This window comes from Synergistaceae bacterium, from assembly GCA_021372895.1.
Classification (GTDB): domain Bacteria; phylum Synergistota; class Synergistia; order Synergistales; family Synergistaceae; genus JAJFTP01.
Genome location: JAJFTP010000039.1, coordinates 1 through 23,155, shown reverse-complemented (window position 1 = coordinate 23,155; position 23,155 = coordinate 1). Strand labels below are relative to the sequence as shown.

21 protein-coding genes are annotated in these 23,155 nt (G+C 47.9%); all 21 read right to left on the bottom strand.

Features of this window, described 5'->3' with window-relative positions; genetic code table 11:
• Window positions 1-37: 37 nt before the first annotated feature.
• Entirely contained in the window at window positions 38-823 is a 786-nt protein-coding gene (locus LLF78_03775; protein MCE5201617.1) for a rod shape-determining protein MreC, read from the bottom strand.
• A 51-nt stretch (window positions 824-874) separates the two neighbouring features.
• Window positions 875-1,930, bottom strand: coding sequence for a rod shape-determining protein (locus tag LLF78_03770; protein ID MCE5201616.1), 1,056 nt, complete (start codon window positions 1,928-1,930; stop codon window positions 875-877).
• A gap of 86 nt (window positions 1,931-2,016) precedes the next feature.
• Entirely contained in the window at window positions 2,017-2,667 is a 651-nt protein-coding gene (gene radC / locus LLF78_03765; protein ID MCE5201615.1) for a DNA repair protein RadC, read from the bottom strand.
• Window positions 2,668-2,680: 13 nt separating this feature from the next.
• The gene (locus LLF78_03760; protein MCE5201614.1) at window positions 2,681-3,310 is read right to left on the bottom strand and encodes an MBL fold metallo-hydrolase; all 630 of its coding nucleotides are present in this window, start codon (window positions 3,308-3,310) and stop codon (window positions 2,681-2,683) included.
• Window positions 3,311-3,317: 7 nt separating this feature from the next.
• Window positions 3,318-3,761 carry a D-tyrosyl-tRNA(Tyr) deacylase gene (dtd, locus tag LLF78_03755; protein MCE5201613.1) on the bottom strand — a complete coding sequence of 148 codons (444 nt, stop codon included), beginning with the start codon at window positions 3,759-3,761 and terminating at the stop codon, window positions 3,318-3,320.
• A gap of 5 nt (window positions 3,762-3,766) precedes the next feature.
• Complete coding sequence (locus LLF78_03750; GenBank protein ID MCE5201612.1) at window positions 3,767-5,977, bottom strand: bifunctional (p)ppGpp synthetase/guanosine-3',5'-bis(diphosphate) 3'-pyrophosphohydrolase; 2,211 nt, start codon at window positions 5,975-5,977, stop codon at window positions 3,767-3,769.
• Between the two features lie 140 nt (window positions 5,978-6,117).
• Window positions 6,118-7,749, bottom strand: a complete 1,632-nt coding sequence (locus LLF78_03745) for a DHH family phosphoesterase (GenBank protein ID MCE5201611.1) — start codon at window positions 7,747-7,749, stop codon at window positions 6,118-6,120.
• A 29-nt stretch (window positions 7,750-7,778) separates the two neighbouring features.
• Window positions 7,779-8,150 carry a LapA family protein gene (locus tag LLF78_03740; GenBank protein ID MCE5201610.1) on the bottom strand — a complete coding sequence of 124 codons (372 nt, stop codon included), beginning with the start codon at window positions 8,148-8,150 and terminating at the stop codon, window positions 7,779-7,781.
• 122 nt (window positions 8,151-8,272) lie between these two features.
• Window positions 8,273-9,154: a protein translocase subunit SecF gene (gene secF / locus LLF78_03735; protein ID MCE5201609.1), complete on the bottom strand. Its 882-nt coding sequence runs from the start codon at window positions 9,152-9,154 to the stop codon at window positions 8,273-8,275.
• Between the two features lie 15 nt (window positions 9,155-9,169).
• Window positions 9,170-10,552, bottom strand: a complete 1,383-nt coding sequence (secD, locus tag LLF78_03730; GenBank protein MCE5201608.1) for a protein translocase subunit SecD — start codon at window positions 10,550-10,552, stop codon at window positions 9,170-9,172.
• Between the two features lie 95 nt (window positions 10,553-10,647).
• A complete protein-coding gene (gene yajC, locus LLF78_03725; protein MCE5201607.1) occupies window positions 10,648-11,055 on the bottom strand; it encodes a preprotein translocase subunit YajC in 408 nt (135 codons plus the stop codon).
• A gap of 93 nt (window positions 11,056-11,148) precedes the next feature.
• Window positions 11,149-11,802, bottom strand: coding sequence for a redox-sensing transcriptional repressor Rex (locus tag LLF78_03720; GenBank protein ID MCE5201606.1), 654 nt, complete (start codon window positions 11,800-11,802; stop codon window positions 11,149-11,151).
• Window positions 11,803-11,844: 42 nt separating this feature from the next.
• Window positions 11,845-13,113 (bottom strand): phosphopyruvate hydratase, encoded by a 1,269-nt coding sequence (gene eno / locus LLF78_03715; protein ID MCE5201605.1) that lies wholly within the window; start codon window positions 13,111-13,113, stop codon window positions 11,845-11,847.
• Window positions 13,114-13,144: 31 nt separating this feature from the next.
• Window positions 13,145-13,417: an RNA-binding S4 domain-containing protein gene (locus LLF78_03710; GenBank protein MCE5201604.1), complete on the bottom strand. Its 273-nt coding sequence runs from the start codon at window positions 13,415-13,417 to the stop codon at window positions 13,145-13,147.
• A 195-nt stretch (window positions 13,418-13,612) separates the two neighbouring features.
• Window positions 13,613-15,004 (bottom strand): RNA polymerase sigma factor RpoD, encoded by a 1,392-nt coding sequence (rpoD, locus tag LLF78_03705; GenBank protein ID MCE5201603.1) that lies wholly within the window; start codon window positions 15,002-15,004, stop codon window positions 13,613-13,615.
• Entirely contained in the window at window positions 15,001-16,749 is a 1,749-nt protein-coding gene (gene dnaG / locus LLF78_03700) for a DNA primase (GenBank protein ID MCE5201602.1), read from the bottom strand. The genes rpoD and dnaG overlap by 4 nt, the downstream gene beginning before the upstream one ends.
• A gap of 93 nt (window positions 16,750-16,842) precedes the next feature.
• Window positions 16,843-18,801, bottom strand: a complete 1,959-nt coding sequence (locus tag LLF78_03695) for a sodium-translocating pyrophosphatase (protein ID MCE5201601.1) — start codon at window positions 18,799-18,801, stop codon at window positions 16,843-16,845.
• A 305-nt stretch (window positions 18,802-19,106) separates the two neighbouring features.
• The gene (locus LLF78_03690; GenBank protein MCE5201600.1) at window positions 19,107-19,757 is read right to left on the bottom strand and encodes a molybdopterin-guanine dinucleotide biosynthesis protein MobB; all 651 of its coding nucleotides are present in this window, start codon (window positions 19,755-19,757) and stop codon (window positions 19,107-19,109) included.
• On the bottom strand, window positions 19,754-20,896 hold the full coding sequence (locus LLF78_03685) for an AI-2E family transporter (protein ID MCE5201599.1): 1,143 nt from the start codon (window positions 20,894-20,896) through the stop codon (window positions 19,754-19,756). Before LLF78_03685 ends, LLF78_03690 begins: the two co-directional genes overlap by 4 nt.
• 19 nt (window positions 20,897-20,915) lie before the next feature.
• Entirely contained in the window at window positions 20,916-21,575 is a 660-nt protein-coding gene (gene larB, locus LLF78_03680) for a nickel pincer cofactor biosynthesis protein LarB (GenBank protein ID MCE5201598.1), read from the bottom strand.
• Between the two features lie 24 nt (window positions 21,576-21,599).
• Window positions 21,600-23,144: a glutamine-hydrolyzing GMP synthase gene (gene guaA / locus LLF78_03675; GenBank protein MCE5201597.1), complete on the bottom strand. Its 1,545-nt coding sequence runs from the start codon at window positions 23,142-23,144 to the stop codon at window positions 21,600-21,602.
• Window positions 23,145-23,155: the final 11 nt, after the last annotated feature.

Here is a 23,155-nt window from a genome sequence, read left to right as displayed (position 1 = left end):
AGGAAATCCTGCAACAGCCAAACTATAGCCAGAATACTCACTTTGCCACCCTAGCCGCCGAGAAAACTTCGACTGCATACAGCTGCGTAAGGTGTGCTCCAGCCTGTATCTTCATCGGCATAAAGCCCTCTTTGGGTTCCTCAGGCCCTATGATTGAGCCTATAGGTATGCCAGGTGGTACCAGCTCACTCATAAGTGATGTCGAAACGCTCATACCGCGTTTCAGTTTACGCTCTTCAGGAATATAGAGAAGTTTCAGGTTGCCATGGTCATCTCCGTTTATTACTCCGAGGTCACGCGTCTCGTCAACTGCGGCAGCTATGAAAAAGGAAGATGATGTGATCAGTTCTACCCAGGCATAGTTATCGCCAAGTCTCGATATGCGCCCGATCAGAAAACCCTCTGACATTACAGCTGCGCCCTCAGCTATGCCGTCCCTTCTGCCTTTGTCGATGCGCATCTCCTGCCACCATGCCTCTGGATAACGCAAAGTAACCTGAGCCGCAACGGTCGAATCCTTCGGCGCCGGCATTATTATACCTGCCTTCTGCAGAGCCTCCGACATAATCCTGTTTTTAAGTTCAAGCTGGGATACGCGCTCCTGCAGACTGGATCTCTCCAGCACCCAATTGCTGCTGTACTTGATGAGGCTGCGCAGCTGCATGAAAGGTTTCTCAGGATAATAAAGGACATTGTTGACAATATCAAGAAACCTGTAATTCATGACAGGAAAGGCCGTCATTGTCCAGAGCAAAATAAACCCCAACAGCACGGATACGACTCCATGCAGCCACGGCTTCAACTCTCTATCCATGATCCTCATGCCCGCAGCACCTCCGGACAATCAATCGACAAAGGGCAGGAAAGACAATTTTCAACTGCCCTGTCTGTCTATCGTTATCGATACTTTTTTCTTCTCTTCAGGTGTCTCCAGTATCTTTCCCAGCCCGAGCGCAACAGAGTAAAGCGGCTGTTCAGCAATGTGGACCGGTACATTGAGCGCATCTGCAAACCTAAGATTCAAACCGCGCAGGTTTGCGGTCCCGCCTGAGAGCACTATGCCCTGATCCACTATATCCCGCACCAGCTCGGGCGGAGTGTGTTCCAATGCCGAGCAAATAGTATCTTCTATCTGTATGATGACAGGCTCAATGGCTTCCCGTACTTCAACCGAGCTGAGACGGATGACCTTTGGCAGACCATCTACCAGATCGCGTCCCTTGACGTCGATCTTCAGCTCCTGTTCCATAGGCAGAGACGAACCAATGGCAACTTTTATCTCCTCCGCAGTGCTATCTCCTATGGCAAGTGTATAGCTTTGCCGCATCATCGATATTATTGCTTCGTCTATGGAATTGCCGGCTACCCTGATTGCGTGATTAAGGACTATTCCTCCCAGTGAGATGACCGCAACTTCGCATGTACCGCCGCCAATATTGACTACCATGTTCCCCTGAGGCTCGTTGACCGCTATACCTATGCCTACTGCGGCAGCCAGCGGCTCCTCAACAACAAACGCTTCCTTTGCACCTGCTGCTAAAGTAACTTCTACAACGGCGCGTTTTTCGACTTCTGTGACACAGGCAGGCACAGAAACTGCCACCCTTGGGAACGAAAACATCCCATTTGATGCAATAGCTTTTCTCATATAGTGCCTTATCATGTGCTCAGTCATCTCAAAATCGGCGATGACTCCATGTGAAAGCGGATGTATGGTCGTTATGCCAACCGGAGTTTTTCCTACCATCTTCTTTGCTTCCGTGCCGAATGCTATTATCTCCTTCTGTCCCTTCCTGCCAAGGTTCCGCACGGCAACTACAGATGGCTCATTTACAACGATACCCTTTGATTTTACATATATCACAGTATTCACAGTGCCTATATCTATGCCTATCTCATTATTGAAAAAATTAGGTCTAAAATTAAACACCAACGACACCTGCTTTCACAAAAATTCCCGTAGCCGGGAAAATAATCTTCAGCGTAATATTATCCCACTCTTTGACCACGATAACATCATGGAACTTGCGTAAGTGCTCCGTTTGCGGCAATGTAATGCCCTTTCAGCCCTATGCCCAGCAACTTCAGGCCATGCCTTATATTATCGGTAAGAGAGATGTCCTCCCTGCTCGCATACAGCGTGCCGTCCGGATGGTTGTGAATGAGCACGATGTTATACGCATTCAGCCTCACAGCCTTTCTGTAAAAAACCGGAATATCAAGATAAGCTCCGTTCTGCCCGCCATATGATAATGTTTCCTCATCCAGTACTCTATCTTTTGCATCCAGAAAAACCGCGTATATCTGCTCCCTGTCTGCAAACTGCGTTTCAAGCGCTATTGCCTCTATCCTTGCGTTCCAGCTGTCTTTATGCTGACTGCCGAGCATTGCGATACGCTTGCCAAGCTCAATAACTGCGGCAATGGTTGCAACCTTGGCCTCCTTAAGGCCTTTTTCCTGCATAAGTTCCGCCGGCCTTGCCCTGCAAAGCCCCTCAAGACCGCCCCATTTATCAAGAAGAGACGCAGAATATTCAAGCACATCTTCGCCATTTGTTCCTGTGCGTAAAAGAACCGCAAGCAACTCTATAACAGAAAGGCTTTCCGGACCGCTGTTCAGCAATCTTTCCCTTGGGCGCTCATCCTGCGGAAGCTGGGATACTTTCATTATGCCGGCCTCTTCACCTGGGCCAGTAAGGATTATACTGCTTTTCCTCGCCAATAGTAGTCTCCGGACCGTGTCCAGGAAACACTCGCAGCTTATCCGGCAAAAAATCCAGCCTCTTCAGAGATTCTATCAGCGTATCTTCGTCCCCACCCGGGAGGTCGCTTCTTCCTATTGAACGGGCAAACAGGGTGTCTCCCGAAACAAGGATCTGCTCCTCGCCATCGGTTATAAGCAGACATATCCCGCCTTTCGTATGCCCCGGAGTATAGATTACAGAGATATTCAGTTCCCCGGCTTTGAGCTGGTCACCGTCAGCAAGCATCTTGTCGGCGGAAGACAGTTCTGTAGAGGCACCCATAAACGCCGACAGATTTTTATTGGCATCTGTCAGACAGTCGGCATCTTCATAGTGTATTGCTACGCCGTTCTCTGCAAAGTTGCGCAAATCGGCAACACCTCCGATGTGGTCTCCGTGCCCATGTGTAAGTATGATCCAGTGGATCCTGATATCATTGTCACGTATGTAATCCTCAACATCTTGGGCGGGCCCCCCGGGATCCACGACGATCCCATCCCCGTTGGAGTCCCAGATAAGATAGCAGTTTGTCCAAAGCGGACCGAGGGCAAATCTTTTAATTTTCATATGTAAATCACTCCCTGCTGTCAATCATAAGTGTAACCGGACCGTCGTTGCATATATTGACCTTCATAGCAGCCTGAAATACACCGGTCACCGTGCGTAGCCCGCTGGCTTCTATTGTTTTCACAAACTTCTCGTACATTCTGTTTGCAAAAACAGGTTCGGCCGCACCGATCCATGAAGGTCTTCGTCCCCTTCTGCAGTCACCGCAGAGAGTAAACTGCGAAACGACAAGTATCTCTCCGTTTTCGTCCATTACAGAGCGGTTCATCTTTCCGTTCTCATCATCAAAAATACGAAGATTTACTATTTTCTCGGCAAGCCAGGCTATATCTTTTTCGGTGTCCTCATGGACAACTCCCAGTAATATACATAATCCTCTGCCTATCTCTCCGGCCGGCTTCCCTTCAATTGTTACGGACGCATGATCAACACGCTGCAAAAGTGCTTTCAAATCAGCTACCCCCTGGTTATTTCTATAATACCCGAAATGGTGTTAAGTTTTGCTATTATTCTGTAAAGGTGTTCTATATCCTTCACCTGTACTTCAACAATAACCCGCGTTCTGCTGTTATTTACAACATTAGCACGAATACCTACGATATTACCGTCCATACCGGTTATATTCTGAACAATTTCTCCAAACAGGCTGGACTTATCTATTCCTTCGACCTTTATTCGTGCAGTGTAGCGGGTGTCTTTAGGTTTACCCCACGCCACTGTTACCTTCTTTGCCGGGTCAGTCTTATGCAGATTGGCGCAATCAATCCGATGAACGGTAATACCTCTGCTCTGTGTGACACAGCCGATGATCGGGTCTCCTGGGACGGGGCGGCAGCATTGGGCAAGTGAGACAAGAACGCCCTGTGCGCCTTCCACCACTATCTCGGAATCAGCCTCTTTGCGCTGCGGGGCACTTTGTGCAGGAATGGGCTCCGCCGTCAGTTTTGAGGCATCAGCATTCACTCTGCCAAGTACACTCGCTGCAGTATGTGTCCCTATCCCTACGGAAACAATAAGCTCTTCAAGGCTCAGGTATCCCATTTCCCTAGCTATATGATTCATCTGTGCCGATATGACCTCAAGTGGATTAATAACTCCAGGATAGCGCTTTGCAGCTTCCCTTTCAAGGATCTCTCTGCCGCGCTTCAGCTTCTCGTCGCGCTCCTGCCTGTCCTGCAGGCGGAACCACGATTTGATCTTGCTTCTCGTCCTGCTGGATTTTGCTATCTTGAGCCAATCACGTGACGGTTTCCCCTGCGGGGAGGTCAGTATCCTGACTATGTCGCCATTCTGGAGTTCCTGATCCATAGGCGCGATGCGCCCATTGATCATTGCCCCAACACATTTATGCCCTATCTCAGTGTGTATCGCATATGCGAAATCTATAGGCGTAGATCCCTTGGGAACAGATATAACATTCCCTTTCGGTGTGAACACAAACACTTCAGTAGAAAGAACATCCGTCTTGAGGTTGTCCAGAAATAAAGAACCTCCGCTTTCTCCGTCCTCCTGTGAATCTGGAGCCGCTTCAAGCGCCTTTCGTATCCATGTGAGCCCTTTGTCTAGATTGCTTACCCTTTTGCCGCCTTCCTTATAGTTCCAGTGAGCCGCGATCCCATATTCGGCGAGGAAATGCATTTCCCATGTCCTTATTTGCACCTCAAGAGGCTCCCCCGCAGGACCTACCACCGTTGTATGCAGTGACTGATAAAGGTTGCTCTTCGGATTAGCGATATAATCGTCAAACTGTCCCGGTATCGGTTTCCATAGCGCATGTACGATACCCAGCACCTGATAACACTCGCCAACAGTCTTGACTATGACGCGCAGCGCGAGCAGATCATAAAGCTGGTCAAGGGAGATGTTCTTGCGACGCATCTTCTCATATATACTGTAAAAGTGCTTTGGACGGCCGCTGATCGAAACTTCAATATCCTGCTCATGCATTTTCTGAGAGAGGATATCCATAGCCTCTTTTATTATCATTTCACGCTCCGGCAGCTTCTTTCGTACCCTGCGTTTGATGTCATAGTACATCTCGGGATCTATTATCCTGAAAGAAAGATCTTCAAGTTCCCGTTTTAATTGATAAATTCCAAGTCTGTGAGCAAGCGGAGCATATATCTCAAGAGTCTCGTGTGCTATTGAGAGCTGTTTTTCACGCCTGTGAGAGGAAATGGTCCTCATATTGTGCAGGCGGTCGGCAAGTTTTATAAGGACTACCCGGATGTCTTTAGCCATGACTACAAACATCTTACGGAGATTCTCAGCCTGGTAGTCCTCAACAGTTTTGAAAGGGAGTTTTCCCAATTTTGTGACACCATCAACGAGAGTAAGGACCCCTGGTCCAAATTTTTCCTGCAGTACATCCGCTGTCACAGAAGTGTCCTCAAGTACATCATGTAGCAGCGCCGCAACAATAGTTTCCATGTCTATCTCCATGCCTGACAAGATCGCCGCAACACTGACTGTATGCACAACATAAGGATCTCCGCTGTATCGGCGCTGTTCTCCATGTGCATTCGCAGCAAATACGAACGCCTCGCCGATTTCCTTCATATCATCTTTTGAAAGATAGCGCGTAGTTTTAGACCAGAGATCCTGCCAAGGAAGACGAAGTGAAGAGACACGCTGAGCCTCAGGAATACGTCCCCAATAGCTCTCCATCAGGGCCTTATTTTCTTTCTCTCCTAAGCCCCCATCTTCTTTTCTGGCAATTTCAGACAGATGAACTGATCGTACATTGACAGGTATGGTTTTCTTCTCTACGTTCAACTGGGTATCACCGCCATGTAACGCATAAGACCTTATCTTATAACCATTTTTTCAAGCACAAGCTGCAGGGATGTGATATTGCGCCATGTATCGACCCTCGGTTTGTAGACCCAGCCTGTCAGGCTTTCTCTGTCATTGATCATTTCGGCTGCGCCGAATCCGAGCAACGTTGATGTGCCCAAATCTATCCTGATATGCTTGCCAGTTTTGCCCATCGGAGAAACTTTGAGATTCCCATCATAAGGTGAATAAAGTTTTGGATAAGGATTCTCCATGCCGAAAGGGCCAAGCTGCTCACAAGTCCGCCACATTTCAAGGTCCAAATCTGACGGCTTCCAGTAAAGCATATCCTCTTTCTCACCGCAAACCTGTACAGAAGAGAGAACTTTCTCCATTTCACCGCGCAACTGCAGCCATTTGTCTGCCTTTACACTGAAACCGGCAGCAAGACGATGACCGCCCCATGTATTAAGCATGGGCGACAGAACCTTAAGTACTCCGACCGCATCTCCGCCGGCCGGCATCCGAAGCGTGCCGCGCATTGTGTCGCCTACCGCTGCAACCAATGCAACGGGTGCGCTCCGTTCGTTGCATATCCGGCTCGCCACACTGCTTAGAACACCTACTGACCAGTCTTTGTCGGAAAGGACGTACTGGTAGCCGTCTGCGTCTGAGGTTTTGACCTGAGAGAGTATTTTTGTTGAGAGTTCCCGTCTTTTATTGTTAAGACCTATTATCTTATCCGCACAGACAGAAAGATCATTGCCGGGAAAGAGCAACTTTACCGCAAGATCCGCCAGATAAAGTCTGCCTGCGGCATTGAGACATGGAATAACTTTCATGGCAAGATCCTCGGTACCAGCCATTAATGGATCAATACCAAGCTTCCTCATCAGTATTTCAAGGCCCTGCCTCGGGTTAGAGCGAAGCACACTGAGACCTCCATGCACCAGTACCCTGTTCAGCGGGGATAAAAGAGATACACAATCAGCCACAGTTGCCAAAGCAACCAGATCCAGAAGTTTCAGTAGTTTTTCTCTGGGAAGAATGCTGTTCTGCCATGCCCAGCACCATATAACGCCAGCTGCGCAGAGACGTTTTGCAAGGTGGTCGCCGCCCATCTGAGGATTAACCATCGTGTCGCAGGACGCAGATGCTCCCTCGACAAGATGGTGGTCAAATATAACCACAGGTATGCCGCGATCTTTAACAATCCTGACCGCATCAACATCCTGTGTCCCGCAGTCAACAACTATAAGAAGATCGCATTTCCTTTTTGCGATATTCTGCGCTACATCGGAGTGGAATCCGTATCCATGGTTAAAGCGGTGTGGAATGAAGTACCTCACATGGGCATGTTTCGAAAGAACCATCTCTATGGCGATCGTTGTGGATGAAATGCCATCCACGTCGTAATCGCCGTAAACAACAACATCAGAGCTTTCAGAGAGACCTCTGATTATTTTTGCCGCCTCTGAACTGGTAGCCCCCAAGTCAAGAGAGTCCAGCATCTTATCCATATCTGGAGCAAGCCAGCTATCAATATCGGCATCTGCGGCTTCCGCTGTAACTCCTCTCATCTCAAGCAGGGCTGCCTGCAGAAAATTACAGCCAAGCCTCAGAGACAGAGCTGCCGCGTCCTGCCCCGGCCTATAAATATTCAAATCACTTTTTAAACAGCGTACAACCAAGTCTAATCAGCCAATCCGGTTATTTGGGATTCTCCGTCTGTGTATGGTGCATGAAGTGTATCGGGTGAAAACCCGCTGTTTTTGGTTACCGCCATAGACTCAAGGATCATCTTCTTTTCATTCTCAACAGCCGCGATCCTCTCGTCCTTTGCCTTGAGTTCCTTCTTGTATTTACCCCTCATTTCGAACATTGAAAAAATAGAGAATATCCACATAATTGCAGCACCGGTACAGAAAACCAGCACCTCCCAGACACCCTGAGGAAACACCCACTCGAACATGAGAAAACGTACAGTCACATCGCCGATGTTCTGGAATGCAAAAAGGGCGGAGAGAAACATAGTAATAGTTATTGCCAGAATATAGCTCTTCATGGAAACCCTCCTAATCAAGCAAAAAATTATGTACCTACTTATCTATGATACATCAAATATGCCTTAAAAACACCAAAGGAGAGGGGTAATTACCCCTCTCCTTTGGTGTTACGAAATATTTTTTAGAATTTTGGAGAGCGCAGATACCATTCTGCAACTATAGAGCTCGCTATATAAATGGAACTGTACGTGCCGACTACGATTCCGATAAGAAACGCAAAGGCAAAGTTGCTTATTACCTCTCCTCCAAAAATGTACATTGCTATAACGGGGAGAAGCGTCGTAAGAGACGTATTGACAGTTCTTGCAAGTGTCTGATTTACTGAATTGTCCACAAGCTCTACGATGCCAGTCTTGCCGACAGAGGACCAGTTTTCCCGTACACGATCCAGAACCACTATAGAGTCGTTCAGTGAGTAGCCTATTACAGTAAGTATCGCCGCAATAAACGAAACGGAAACCTCTTTGCCGGTCAGGCTATAAACGCCAAGCATGATTATCGAATCGTGGAGCAGTGAAAGAACGGCTGCAACACCAAAGCGAAATTTGAAGCGAAACGCCATGTAAAGCAGAATCCCAAGAAGTGCAAGCACAAGAGAAATCACAGCCTGATTCCGCAGTTCCTTGCCCACAACAGGACCGACCTTGTCTATTTTCAGCACTGTCAGTCCACCAAAATCCTTCTTCAGCGCACTAAGCACATTTCTGCGTACCTCTTCGTCCTGTGCCTGGAATCGGATAAGGACATCATTGTTGTCATAAGCCTGGATAACAGCCTGTCCCTGGCCTATGCTGCTGAGGCTCTTGCGTATATCTGCCACGTCGACACGAGAGTCAAATTTAACCTGAAGAACAAGCCCTCCGGTGAAGTCTACGCTTAGATTAAGGCCCTTCGTCATAAGGAGGCCTGCCGAAATCACGATACAGACGATGCTGACCGTCAGCCAGATCGTTCTGTATTTCATAAACGGCAAGCGAAGCTCGGACACATTAAAAGCAGCCATTGTTATCGCCTCCTTCTATAGGGTCATGCCCTTGCGGGCTGACAGGATAGCACTCAGAATAGACCGGGTGACTACTACATTGCAGAAGACCGACGATATCACACCGACGCTGAGCGTTACAGCGAACCCCCTTATGGGGCCACTTCCGAAATAAAAAAGGACAGACGCTGCGATAAGCGTAGTGATATTGGAGTCAAGGATTACGACAAGAGCTTTTCTGAACCCTGCGTCAAGCGCGGCCATCAGAGTCTTGCCCGAACGAAATTCTTCCTTCATCCTCTCATATATAAGGATGTTCCCGTCAACTGCCATGCCTATAGTAAGAATAACTCCGCCTATACCGGGAAGTGTGAGCGTGGATTTAAGAAATATCAGACATGCGATGACAAGCAGTATTGCAACGCAAAGCGCAATATCTGCAGCGATCCCGAGGATACCATAGTAGACAAGCATAAAAACTACTACGAGAGCAGCGCCTATTAGCCCAGAACGTACTCCATCCCTCACTGAATCAGCTCCAAGAGTCGGGCCTACCGAACGGTTCTCAAGTATTTCAACGGAAACAGGAAGTGCTCCGGCGCGAAGCATGATAGCAAGCCTGTTTGCCTCAGCGGGAGTGAACTTGCCTGTAATTTGCGCCTCTCCGCCGGATATGCGCTGCTGAACAACAGGTGCGGAGATTACCATTCCATCGAGTACGATCGCGATCTGTTTGCCAACATTGGCAAGCGTTGCCTCGTCAAAGAGCTTTGCCCCTTCCGTGCTGAATTTCAGAGATACCGCGGCCTTGCCGAACTGGTCAAAAGTTGTTTCTGCCTTCGTAAGGTCCTTCCCGCTGACGTATGCTTTTCCAAGAAGATAAGCACCGCCCTCTTCGCCCTTCGCTACAATAATATCAGGGTTGGCCTTAACGGCATCCTGCATTTGCCTAATATAGGCATCAACTTCACTTTTAGCCAACTGCCAGCGTTCTTCCGCTGATTTGAACTGTTCATCGTTGTCGTAGTTTGAACGGACAGGCTTAGCGGGAACTCTTGGAGATTCGCCAAGCACCTGCCTGAACTCTAAGACAGCAGTACGTCCTATCAGATCAAGCGCAGCCTCAGGATCTTCTACTCCCGGAAGGTCGATAGCAATACGGTCCTCGCCCTGACGCTGAAGCACCGGTTCTGCGATCCCGTACTGGTCAATACGGTTACGCAGAACAGTCAACAGCCTTTCAATGCTGTCAGAGGTGACAGGGTTCCCCGGGGTACCTTTAGCCTGAAGGACAATATGAACTCCGCCTCTCAGATCAAGCCCCAAATGCACCTTCCCCTGTATCGGAAAAGTAATTATCGCGGCTATGACTACTATTGCCAAGACCAGGATCAGCCGCCATTTGTCTCTTTTCATCATAATAAAGAAAGCGCCTCCTTACACCAGAACACGGAGTGGACCCCAAAGTTGTCCTCTCCGTGTTTAACAGAGCAAAATTTGAATACTCGAAACAGCTATGCTTCTTCCTTTGCTTCGACAGAGGCATCCACAACTTCGGCTTCCTGTATCGGCTCGGATACGTTTTCTGTAGCTTCATCAAGCGACTCGGCTGTTTTCTTGACCTTTTTTTTCTTAGGTTTGTCAGAAATACCCTCTGTCCGCTTCATGGAAATCGAGCTTTTGAGTATGCGCGCTTTAACGCCCTCATCAAGCTCTATAATGTAACTGTCATCAAGCACATCCCGCACTATACCAAAAAAGCCCCCTGCCGTGACTACCGTGGAGCCCCTGCTTATACTGGCAAGCATCTCCTCGTGCGCCTTCTGTTTCTTCTTTTGCGGACGGATGATCAAAAAATAGAAAATCGCCGCGAACATTGCAAGAGGTAACATCATACCTACAAGACCGCTCTGCTGACCCAAAAGAAACCCTCCTTAAGCACTATTAAAATATTATTTATGTACTTTTTTGACTAACTCCAAAAGCAACGGAGTTTATTCTAACATGAGACAGAACTATCGTACAGAACTTTTTTCTCGATTGGATTTTTCCTGCTCCTTTAGAAAGAACAATAGTTTTTCAAGTTCGACAAATATATCAACACGATAAAAAAGAATATTATCCGGCACAACAACGGTAGCAGGAGTAAATGCCAGTATTCCCTTGAGAGACGGAGACATTACAGCCTTATCGACACAACTCTGCGCAGCGGAGGCAGGAACAGCCAGCAAAAGTACTTCGATGTTCCTCTCTTCCATGACACGCGCGATGTCATTTACGTGCCAGCAGTGCACACCTATAATTTCATGCCCTACCTTTTCATCATCTATATCAAATAGGGCTTCAACCGTAAATTTATAGCTCTGAAACGCGGCATGCCCCATGAGCGCCGTACCAAGATTGCCTACTCCGGCAAGAGCTACCCTCCATACTCTGGGGGATGCAAGTATATTTTCAATATGAAGGCACAGGCGGTTCACATGATATCCTACACCCCTTTTGCCTATTTCACCGAAATAAGAAAGATCCTTGCGAACCTGACTCGCCTTGATGCCCAGCATTTCTCCGATTTGAAGCGAAGAGACGACCTTGCCCCCCTCTTCTTTCATCTGCGTAAGCAGACGGTAATACTGTATAAGCCTCTCAACAGTCGGCTCTGCCACCTTCATTTATTAAGCCACCTCTCAATATAAATCAGTAAACAAATTGTTTTACTTAGGCATTCCGGCAAACTGAGATCGTCCCTGTATTGATTCTTCGATCCTCAGCAGCCGATTGTATTTACTTAGCCGATCCATACCTCGAGGAGCCCCTGCCTTGATCTGGCCGGCCCCCGTTGCTACGGCAAGATCAGCTATAAAGCTGTCTGCTGTTTCCCCGGAACGGTGGGATATGATGGTCCTGTATCCGCCGCGTCTTGCGATGTCTACAACGCTGAGCACTTCACTTAGCGTGCCTATCTGGTTCGGCTTTACCAACACGGCATTCGCAGCTTTTTTTTCCATTCCTATCAGGAGCCTGTCCTTGTGCGTGACGAACAGATCGTCGCCTATAAGCTGTATCTTTCCCGAAAGACGCTCAGTCATTGCAGTCCAACCCTGCCAATCATCCTCCGAAAGTCCATCCTCTATGGATATGATCGGATATTTTGAGCATAGCAGCTCATAGATATCTATGAGTTCTCCCGACGTATATTTGTAGTCGCTGCCCGGAAACTTATATCCCCCGTCCGAGCAGAACTGATTAGCTGCAATATCCAGGCCAATGGAGATCTGATGTCCTGGCTGGTAACCCGCATCGCTTATAGCCATTACGAGAAGGTCAAGGGCTTCTTCCTGATCCCTGAAGTCACAGGAGAAACCGCCTTCATCGCCCGTACCGGTCGTCTTGTTATATTTAATGAGGATTTTTTTTAGTGAATGATACGTCTCAGCACCCATACGCAGTGCCTCTGCAAAGCTCTGCGCCCCGTACGGTATTATAAGAAATTCCTGTATATTGAGGTTGTTGTTTGCATGCATACCACCGTTGATAACGTTCATAAGCGGAGTCGGAAGCAGGTCTGCGTTTAGACCTCCCAGATAACGCCACAGAGGGATCCCAAGGGAATTAGCCGCAGCACGTGCTGTAGCAAGAGATGTGCCGAGAATTGCATTTGCTCCGAGACGTTTTTTTTGAAGTGTACCGTCCAACGCGATAAGAGCACTGTCTATAAGATCCTGTTCCAGAGGGTCAAACCCTCTGATCTCCAAAGCTATCACTTCATTGATATTTCTGACGGCCTTCTGAACGCCACGCCCCATATATCTGCCGTTATCGCCGTCACGAAGCTCATAGGATTCATACGTTCCTGTCGACGTACCTGACGGGACACTTGCCTGCCCCACTATGCCGGAGTCAAGCGTAACTTCAACTTCAACGGTAGGAAACCCGCGTGAATCAAGGATCTCTCTGCCGTGCACATTGACAATAGATGACAAATAAAACAACCCCTTCCTGCTTCTGCGTTTTTTACCATGGACGCCCATCCTGGTCTGCTTTTTTTTCTTCGACAAACTCATATGCAACGGCATTTCGTTTAATAGCTGTTTCATCGGAAGTCAGGACACGTACTGTAACGATCCTCCGCGGATAAGCTATTTCAATCAAATCGCCAACAGAGACACTTGATGATGGTTTGCTGTCCCTCTTATTTATGCGTACAGCCCCAATTTCAGCCATTTCCTGAGCAACAGTCCGACGCTTTACAAGTTTTGACAATTTGAGAAATTTATCAAGTCTCATATCGGTACCTCACTATCTTCACAAAGACACGGAAAGTATAATCCCTATCCGCATTTAGTACAATAATTAGCAATGTCTGCAAATAAAATAGCCGTCTGTAAAAGATACCGTCGCTGCGGCATGTTGCAAATGTCTTTTGGCCGCAGCGGTGGTGTGGAATGTTTACTTTAATACTGAAAACATCCGGGATCTCTGCTACTCGAGAAAATCCTTAAGTTTTTTGCTTCTGCTGGGGTGACGAAGTTTTCTTAGGGCCTTTGCCTCTATCTGGCGGATCCTTTCCCGGGTGACACCGAAACGCCGTCCCACTTCCTCGAGTGTATGCGCGTGTCCGTCCTCCAGACCAAACCGGAGGCGCAGAACCTCACGCTCTCTGTCGGTAAGATCATCCAGCATCTCATCAAGCTGTTCCCTAAGGATCTGGCTCGCTGCAGCTTCTTCGGGGCTGGGGAGATCTTTATCTTCAAGAAAATCGCCAAGCTGGCTATCCTCTTCCTCTCCGATAGGGGTCTCAAGAGAGACAGGCTCCTGTGCAATGCGCTGTATCTCCTCCACTCTGTCGGAAGGGATCTCCATCTCTGACGCGATCTCCTCGGCGGTGGGCTCTCTGCCCAACCTTTGAACGAGCTGACGAGATACGCGTATAAGTTTATTTATCGTCTCTACCATGTGGACCGGTATGCGTATTGTCCTCGCCTGATCCGCAATCGCCCTCGTTATTGCCTGTCTGATCCACCAAGTGGCATAGGTACTGAATTTGTACCCCTTGCGGTAGTCAAATTTTTCGACAGCTCTTATCAGGCCTAGATTGCCCTCCTGGATCAGATCAAGGAAGAGCATCCCGCGGCCGATATATTTCTTGGCTATGCTGACGACAAGCCTTAAATTAGCTTCTACAAGCCTGTCTTTGCAAGGCATATCTCCTGCTTCAACGCCTTTTGCAAGCATAACTTCATCATCAGATGTGAGAAGCAATATCTTCCCTATCTCTCGCAGATACATGCGTACCGGATCTGACAGAGGAAGATCTTCAAGGTCCCCCATTTCTTCCGTGTTAGCCGCTGTAGGAAGCATGACCTCTCCCTCTGACGGGTCGACCTTCGTTTTCGGCTCATCTACGACATCAACGCCAAGCTCCATGAGATTCATATAGAGATTATCCAGGATATCTGCAGTAAGAAAGTCCTTAGGCATACGTTTTTCTATATCCTCGTAAGTAACAAAGCCCTTTTCTCTTCCCTCATGCAGCAGGTCACGAACATTGTCTATATAAGCTGCGTATTCGGCGGTATCCCCTTCCTCAGGATTATCTGAGCGCTCAGCATCAGATTCCACGATCGGTTCTTCCTCGCAGATTATCTTGATGTCCTCTGTAATTTTTGATGAGTCCGCAGATTCAGCCTCAATGTCAACAGATTCAAAATTATCATCCGGATCATCAGCCGCAAAACCATCATCCAAACCATGCTCGGAGGTGAAATTTTTAAAAGGTTTAACATCAAGCTCCTCAGAAAGTACGGCTTTCTCCTTTTTCATGACCTCTTTATCTTTTGCTGTGGACTTTTCTTCCAACTTATTTGTCTTCATGCCCCGGATTTCCCTCCCTTGAGTATTCTGGACAGTTGTTGATATTCAAGCTGCTCTGCTTCCGTTGCAGTTCCCTTTGTCATTTTTGTCCTCAATGTAAAGACCCTGTCCTCTATACAGCGTTTTCTCAACACATCAGCCAACTTGTACGCGGATCCGGCATCAAGTCCGTCTCTTGCAAGCATCCCGTTTCCTCTGGCAATAAGATTCTGTCCTCTTATATCCCCCATCTGACGCCATCTGGTCTCCAGCTGTTCGGGGCGATCACCAGAAAGAAGTGCCGTGATAATATTCTGTATGCCTGGATCTCGAATAAAAGGGATAACCATCTCAGGACTGAATTCAGCCCTTAGCGGTTCGCTTTCCCAAAGCAGACTGCAGAACATACATTCAAGATCATCTGCAGGCTGTTCTTTATTGACACTCTCTTCAAAACCGGGAAAATCATCCTCCGGAATACGCCTCGTATTCCTGCCTCTGACCTTTTCCTGCCTTGATTCTATCTCTTTTTTAAGTTCATGTGAAAATATACCAAGGTACTGCCCAATTTTATCAAGATATGGCAGTACGTCAAACACGGAGAGCGAAGCCAGGCCATCCAGCAGGTCATTTCTGGCGGCAAGGGACTTTTCCGGTATATTCATTTCCGTACTTCGCAGCATAGCATGATATAAGGGAAGCGGCAGTGCTTTTTCAATAGCTGACAGGAATATATCGGTCCCATTTTCCTGAAGGAGTATCTCATCCGGGTCCTTGCCTCCTGACAGACATACCACCTTAACAGATATACCCTGTTTCTGAAGCACATACATACCCCGAAGTGCAGCCTCCTGGCCTGAGGCATCGGAATCATAACAGATATAACATAGACCTGTGATCCTTTTGATCAGTGCGGCCTGCGATTCGGTAAGTGCCGTGCCAAGCGACGCTACAGTATTAGTGAAACCGGACAAATGAGCTCTGATAGCATCCATATAGCCCTCTACCAATATGACGCTGCCCTTTTCACGAATTGACATTTTAGCTTTGTTAAGCAGGTATAGGTTATTTCTCTTGTTAAAAAGCGGGCTTTCTGGACTATTGATATATTTTGCACCGTCTCCATCAAGGATACGCCCTCCAAAACCTATAAGCCTGTCTGTAATACTGTATATCGGAAACATAATCCTTCCCCTGAAACGGTCATAGAGTCCATTGTCACCCTGCGCCACAAGGCCGCTTTCAATAATCTGGCTTTTAGTGAAACCATTTTTTATCAGATGATCCAGCAACGCATCCCACGACGAAGGGGCCCACCCAAGTTCAAATCTTCTGCTGGCTCCGGGCGGTATGCTGCGTCTCATAAGATAAGCGCGGGCAACCTCACCGCCGCTCCCCTCAAGTGCCCTTCTGAAAAATTCAAGAGCCTGCATGTTTATATCGCAACATGCTTTTGTGTCCCGTGTATTTATGCCCGCCCTTGCATGAAGCTTGACTCCGGCCTTTTCAGCCAAACGCTCAAGGGCCTCCCTGAATTCAAGATGGTCTATCTCCATTAGAAAAGTAAAAACATCCCCGCCCTTGCCGCACCCGAAACAGTGAAAGGTCTGCCTCTCCTGCGAGACGCTGAAAGAGGGAGTTTTTTCACTGTGAAAAGGGCAGAGCCCCCAAAAAGTCCGCCCGTTTTTACGCAGCGCAACATAATCCCCAACGATTTCCGTAATATCAATTTTTGATTTAACTTCCCGAACATCATCGTTGAGCATAGCGCACCCCCGTAAAAAGAAGGTCAGAGGGAGAGCAAGACTCTCCCTCTAGACCATTATCACAAAATTTAACGCAAAAACTGCAATGCTTTTTTATATAAACAACGGAGCAAGGACCGTGGCAACTACGGACATGAGCTTTATAAGTATGTTTAGGCTGGGTCCTGCAGTGTCTTTAAACGGGTCACCGACTGTATCTCCTACTACTGCCGCTGCATGGGCCGCCGTCCCCTTACCTCCGTGATGGCCCGCTTCAATATACTTCTTGGCATTGTCCCATGCCCCGCCTGCGTTTGACATAAAGATCGCCATCATGACACCTGTTACAATTGAACCGGCAAGAAGACCGCCAAGTGCCTGTGCACCAAGGACAAAACCTACTATAACCGGAACCAGTACTGCCATCAGCCCGGGAAGGACCATCTCACGTAAGGCAGCCGATGTTGAAATGTCAATACAGCGCTCATATTCGGGACGTCCTGTGCCTTCCATTATTCCTGGAATTTCACGGAACTGCCGGCGTACTTCTTCAATCATTTTTTCTGCGGCACGGCCGACTGCCTGAATGGAGAATGCACTGAAGACAAAGGGGAGAAGCCCTCCTATAAAGAGCCCCACCATAACCCTCGGGTCCTTAAGATCTATTGCTGAAAGATTAGTAGCCTGGGCATACGTGACAAAGAGGGCAAGCGCGGTAAGCGCAGCTGATCCGATGGCAAGCCCCTTGCCCACCGCTGCCGTTGTATTGCCAACCGCGTCAAGTCTGTCAGTGATTTCGCGAACTTCTTTGGGGAGGTCTGCCATTTCAGCGATCCCACCGGCGTTATCAGATATAGGTCCGTAAGCGTCAACAGAGAGAGCCATTCCGGTTATTGCAAGCATCCCTACCGCTGCACATGAGATCCCGTAGAGACCACCAAAGTGTACACCCGCAAGTATAGCTGCACAGACAAACATAACCGGTATAGTTGTTGATTTCATGCCGACTCCAAGACCGGCAAGTATGTTGGTGGCACTTCCCGTTTCTGATGCCGCAGCTATTTCTTGGACGCTGCTGTAATCACCTGAAGTATAATATTCTGTTGCCGCACCTATAAGAATACCGGCAAGAACACCTGAAACAACCGCGTAAAATAGAGTCAGATCTCCTGAGAAAACCCAGCGTGTAAGGAAGAATGTGCCTATTATCATAAAAAGTCCTGTTGATCCAAGTCCGTAACGAAGTGCCTTGGCCGGATCTCCGCCTTCTTTTACGCGGACAAAAAACGTCCCCAGTATCGACGAAATAATACCTACGGCGGCAAGCATAAGCGGATACATAACACCGGCAAGCCCTGCTACGATAGCTCCTATTGCCATTGATGCAATGATCGAGTTTACATAGGATTCAAACAGGTCCGCCCCCATGCCTGCAATGTCTCCAACGTTGTCGCCGACATTATCAGCTATAACTGCGGGGTTACGCGGGTCATCTTCCGGTATGCCGGCCTCTACTTTACCGACAAGGTCGGCCCCCACATCTGCCGCCTTGGTATATATACCGCCCCCGACACGCGCAAAAAGCGCTATTGAGCTTGCACCAAAACCAAACGCTGTGATGATGCTTGGATCTCCGAAGAAGACAAACATTGCAAGAATTCCAAGAAGTCCTACTCCGACAACAGTCATACCCATAACGCTTCCGCCGGTAAACGCGATGGCAAGTGCATTGTTCATTCCGCTCATTGCAGCAAATGCAGTCTTCCCGTTCGCCTTAGTCGCTACCCTCATCCCAATGTAACCTGTAAGGGCACTGCAAAGTGCTCCTGAGACAAAGCATATAGCACTGGGCACGCCTATTTTCCATGCGAGTAAAGCTCCGACTATAATTACGAATGGTATAAGAGCTTTGTATTCCCTGTACAGAAATGCCATTGCCCCGCTCTGAATGATGCCGGAAAGTTCATTTATCTTGTCATTATCGACTTTAAATAACCTAATCTTTCCAGAAGCGTATGCTGCATACAAAAGTGCAGCTACGCCTATGCCTCCTATGATATACAAAATTCCCATTGCTGAAGTGACCCCCTCAAAGGTTTGGTGTTATCGACCTTTACAGTCGACCCAACTGATGATTATATCCGTGTTTAATGCAATTTTCAACTGTATATAGGGTCGATTACGAGAAAAAGGCTAATGTTTTACAAAAAATACATTTATTTTTTGTGTGCCGGGTTTAGGAGATAATTTAAATCAAAAAAACAGATAACAGCTTTGCTGCAATATAAATAATACTCAAAATTTTCATGCAAAACGATTGCAGAACACCCGGACATCGAAGATCATTGAATATTTTCTCTCTTCAAAACCAAGAGGATCTAAATGTTCTTTCCTTCCGTGTTGGCGTCAAGATAAACCCTTACCTGGGCATCCGTATTATTAGCGCCTTTTAAAGATGCTATCATACCCAGTATCCCTCCTCTTATAAAATCTGCAACAAAACCTTTCATCGGCAGAGGGGCATCTCCGATATATACCTTAGAACTCCTGTAAGCGGCCCCGCGCACAAGTCTTGACAGCCTTTCGGCAATGGCCGCCTCGTCACCTTCACTGAATATCTTCTCTCCGTCTCCGGTACCAAAGCGGTCATAAACGAGAAATATCCCCGGATGATCAAGCGCCTTCTCCCCATGTGAACACACCCATATTTTGGGGATCTCCAGTTCTTTGCCGCCTTCAAGTATCAGTAGCTCAGCGTCCGGAAAATATCTCGAAGCTATACACTGAGGTGTCGTTGTCTCATCGGCTGGAGCTTCACACCTAAGCCCGTCTTTCCCCCACAGCAGCGTTCTTGTTCCCATATCAGTTACAGAGCCTGTGTCAGTCTTTTCATTCATTAGGACATTTTCGCAAGTCCTTTTGATATAACCCGTTCTTATCCCAAGTTTTTGTAGCTCAGCAAGCAGTTTTCTGCAGAGCGTCGTTTTACCGCTGTTTTTATAACCTGACACAGCAATTATTTTTATCATGTTGTCCGCTCCTCATCTGATAATTTGTCATCTGGCAATGTACCGATGCTTTGCTCCGCCACTATGGCCTTGTATATATCAAGCATAAAAATACCAAGCGATAAAATAATCGGACCGATAAACAACCCAAGAAAACCCCAGTTGAAAAGCCCGCCAAAGATGCCTATAAATATTACAAGCATATGTATTTTGCTCTCCTCAGATATAAAGTAAGGTCTGATGAAGTTGTCCACCATGCTTACTACACCAACCCCCCACCCAAGAAGCATAAGGGCTCCTGAGATGTCATTCTGCAAAAGCAGGACAATGGAGCCCGGTATCCAAACAATGGGCGTACCGACAAATGGTATCATCCCTGTTATAAACATAAGAAAACCAAATAAAATCGGGTGCGAAAGCCCGACAAACCACCAGCCAAACCCACCCAGGCAACCCTGTACGCCTGCCGTGAATATAATGCCGTACACAACTGCCCTCAACATCTTTGCAGCCCTGTTAACAAAACTATCTCTGGCCTCGGTTGGGAGCGGTATGATATCCTTTATATAGGGAAAGATCTTATGCCCGTCCCTGACAAAAAAAAACGATGAGACAGTCACTACTGCCAGCAGATAGAAAATTTTGAACGCATTCCCCACTATTCCTTTGGAAATAACTCTTGCAACTCCGGTAGCCCAGTTGATAGTGCTGCCTACTATAGACTCCAGTATCGGCATACCGCGGAGAAAATCAAATTTAGATATGAGGCTGCCAAGTATTGGAACATCCCTGAACCTGAGCAGGATATCACTGTATGGACCTCTGAGAAAACCGCTCTCCATTATCGCCGCATATACTTTAACAAACTCCTTAATCAGAAAAAGCCCCAGAAGAAGCATCGGAATAAACATAAAAAAAAGTATCGCTGCAGTCGTAAGCCCGGCTGCTATATTTGCATAGCCGCCTTTAAAAATTTTTCCGTGTACATATTTATAGAACGGGTATGCGAAATATGAAAGCACTCCGGACCATAGCAGCGGCCGTGCAAGAGGAGAGATGATAATATATGTCAGCAACAGAAAAAACAGGAGAAGCAGCACAAAAGGAACTACACTCTCTTTGATTTTATTTGATATTACAAAATATCTTTCATCTTTCAACGATGAAACTCCCCCCCGTTTATTTCCTACATACCGCCATAACAGCCGCAAGTCCAGCACCTATCCCGTTGTCTATGTTAACGACAACAAGGCCTGGGCTGCAAGAACACAACATTGAACGAAGAGCTGTCTTACCGTTTTCAGCTATCCCATAGCCCACGGATGTAGGCAACCCAATCACCAGCGAAGGCACCAGACCAGCGACTACACTTGGAAGAGCCCCGTCCATGCCTGCCGCCACTATGACAGCGTCAGCTTCACATACTTCAGGCAGCACTTCTAAGAGCCTGTGGATACCAGCTACTCCGACGTCGTAAAAACGCTTGACAGCACAGCCCGAAAATTCCGCTATGCCTGCCGCCTCTTCCGCCACAGGAACATCTGTGCTGCCAGCAGACAACACAACAATGGCAGATCCGTTAGGTTCTATTCTGTTGTACCCTGTCATTCCCAGCCGCGAAACAGGATCATAACGGAACGGAGAGATAACAGACGCAATAAGCTCATACTGCTCAACGCTCATCCTGCTGAAGGCAGTATCCAGCCTTTTTGTATTTATATCTTCCGCAATTACACGCAACTGCTCATCGGACTTTCCGGGGCAGAAAATAACCTCAGAAAACCCCTTTCTTTCTCTCCTCGCAAAATCAAGTCTGACTTCCGCTGCCTTAGATTTCATAGTATTCAAAAATACATCTCCTTGTCATTCCCACTCTATCGTTGCAGGCGGCTTGCTCGTAACATCAAAAACGATACGGTTGACATGCGGGACCTCATTGCAGATACGGCGTGAGACTGTATCCAAAAGCTCATAAGGCAGGTGCACCCATTCTGCTGTCATTGCGTCAAGCGATGCTACCGCACGAAGAGCTATAGTCTCACCGTATGTCCTCACGTCGCCGACAACTCCTACGCTGCGGACCGGCAGCAGCGTGCAGAACGCCTGCCATATCTCGTCGTAGAGTCCGAATTTTCGTATCTCCTCTATAAATATCGCATCCGCCTCGCGCAAAACATCCAGCCTCTCTTTCTTGAGTTCACCGAGGCAGCGCACGGCAAGCCCGGGGCCGGGGAAAGGATGGCGCTGCAGAAAATGCGGTTCAATACCAAGAACCTTTCCCACGGCCCTTACTTCGTCCTTAAAAAGATCTCTGAGTGGCTCAAGGAGCTGCATTTTCATATCATCAGGCAATCCTCCGACATTATGGTGGCTCTTGATGACTCCCCCTCCGCCGTGACCGCTCTCAACAACATCCGGATATATGGTCCCCTGAAGCAGCCAGTCCGAGCCGCCTATTCTGCGCGCCTCTTCCTCAAACACACGTATGAATAGCTCTCCGATAATTTTGCGCTTTTCCTCAGGGTCAGTTACTCCTGCCAAGGCTTTGAGGAATCGCTCCTCAGCATCGACATAGCGAACGTTGAGATGCAAGGATTTGTATGTCTCCATGACCTGTCTGCCCTCATCTTTACGTAGCATCCCATGGTCGACAAAAATACAGAAAAGATTCTTTCCGACTGCCCTGGAAGTGATAACAGCCGAGACAGTTGAATCCACTCCCCCGGATAGACCGCAGATTACCCTGCCGCTCCCTACCATGTTGCGTATCTTCTCTATTTCGCGGTCTATCCAGTTGTGCCCAAGGTCCCAATCGGCCGTGCAGCCGCATATATCAAAGAGGAAGGCCGAAAGTATCTCGCTTCCCTTCGGCGTGTGTACGACTTCCGGATGGAACTGCAGACCGCTTATCCTGCCGTCAGATGACTCAAAGCCGGCAAGGGCTCCGCTCTCACTGACGGCCGTCGCAACAAATCCGTCAGGAAGTCCGACGACCTGATCCCAGTGGCTCATCCATACATCGAGGATCTTCTCGTCAGCAAGTTTATCGAACACGCGGCCGCGGCCAAGCAGCCTGACCCTGGCACGCCCGTACTCGGCGGCGCTGCCACGCTGGACCTTGCCTCCAAACTGATGAGCAAGGATCTGCATTCCGTAGCATATGCCAAGTATTGGGATCCCTGATTTCAGTACAGACATCGGAATGAAGGGAGAATCTTTGTCAAGCACGCTGCGTGGCCCCCCGGAAATAATAATTCCTGCCGGAACCGTTTCATTGATTTTATCCTCTGCAGCGTCCCAGAAAAGTATCTCACTGAAGACGCCAAGTTCTCTGACACGCCTGGCTATAAGTTGTGTGTATTGAGAACCGCAGTCAAGGATAAGTATTTTATTCTTTTTTTCCATCATCACGGGGAGTC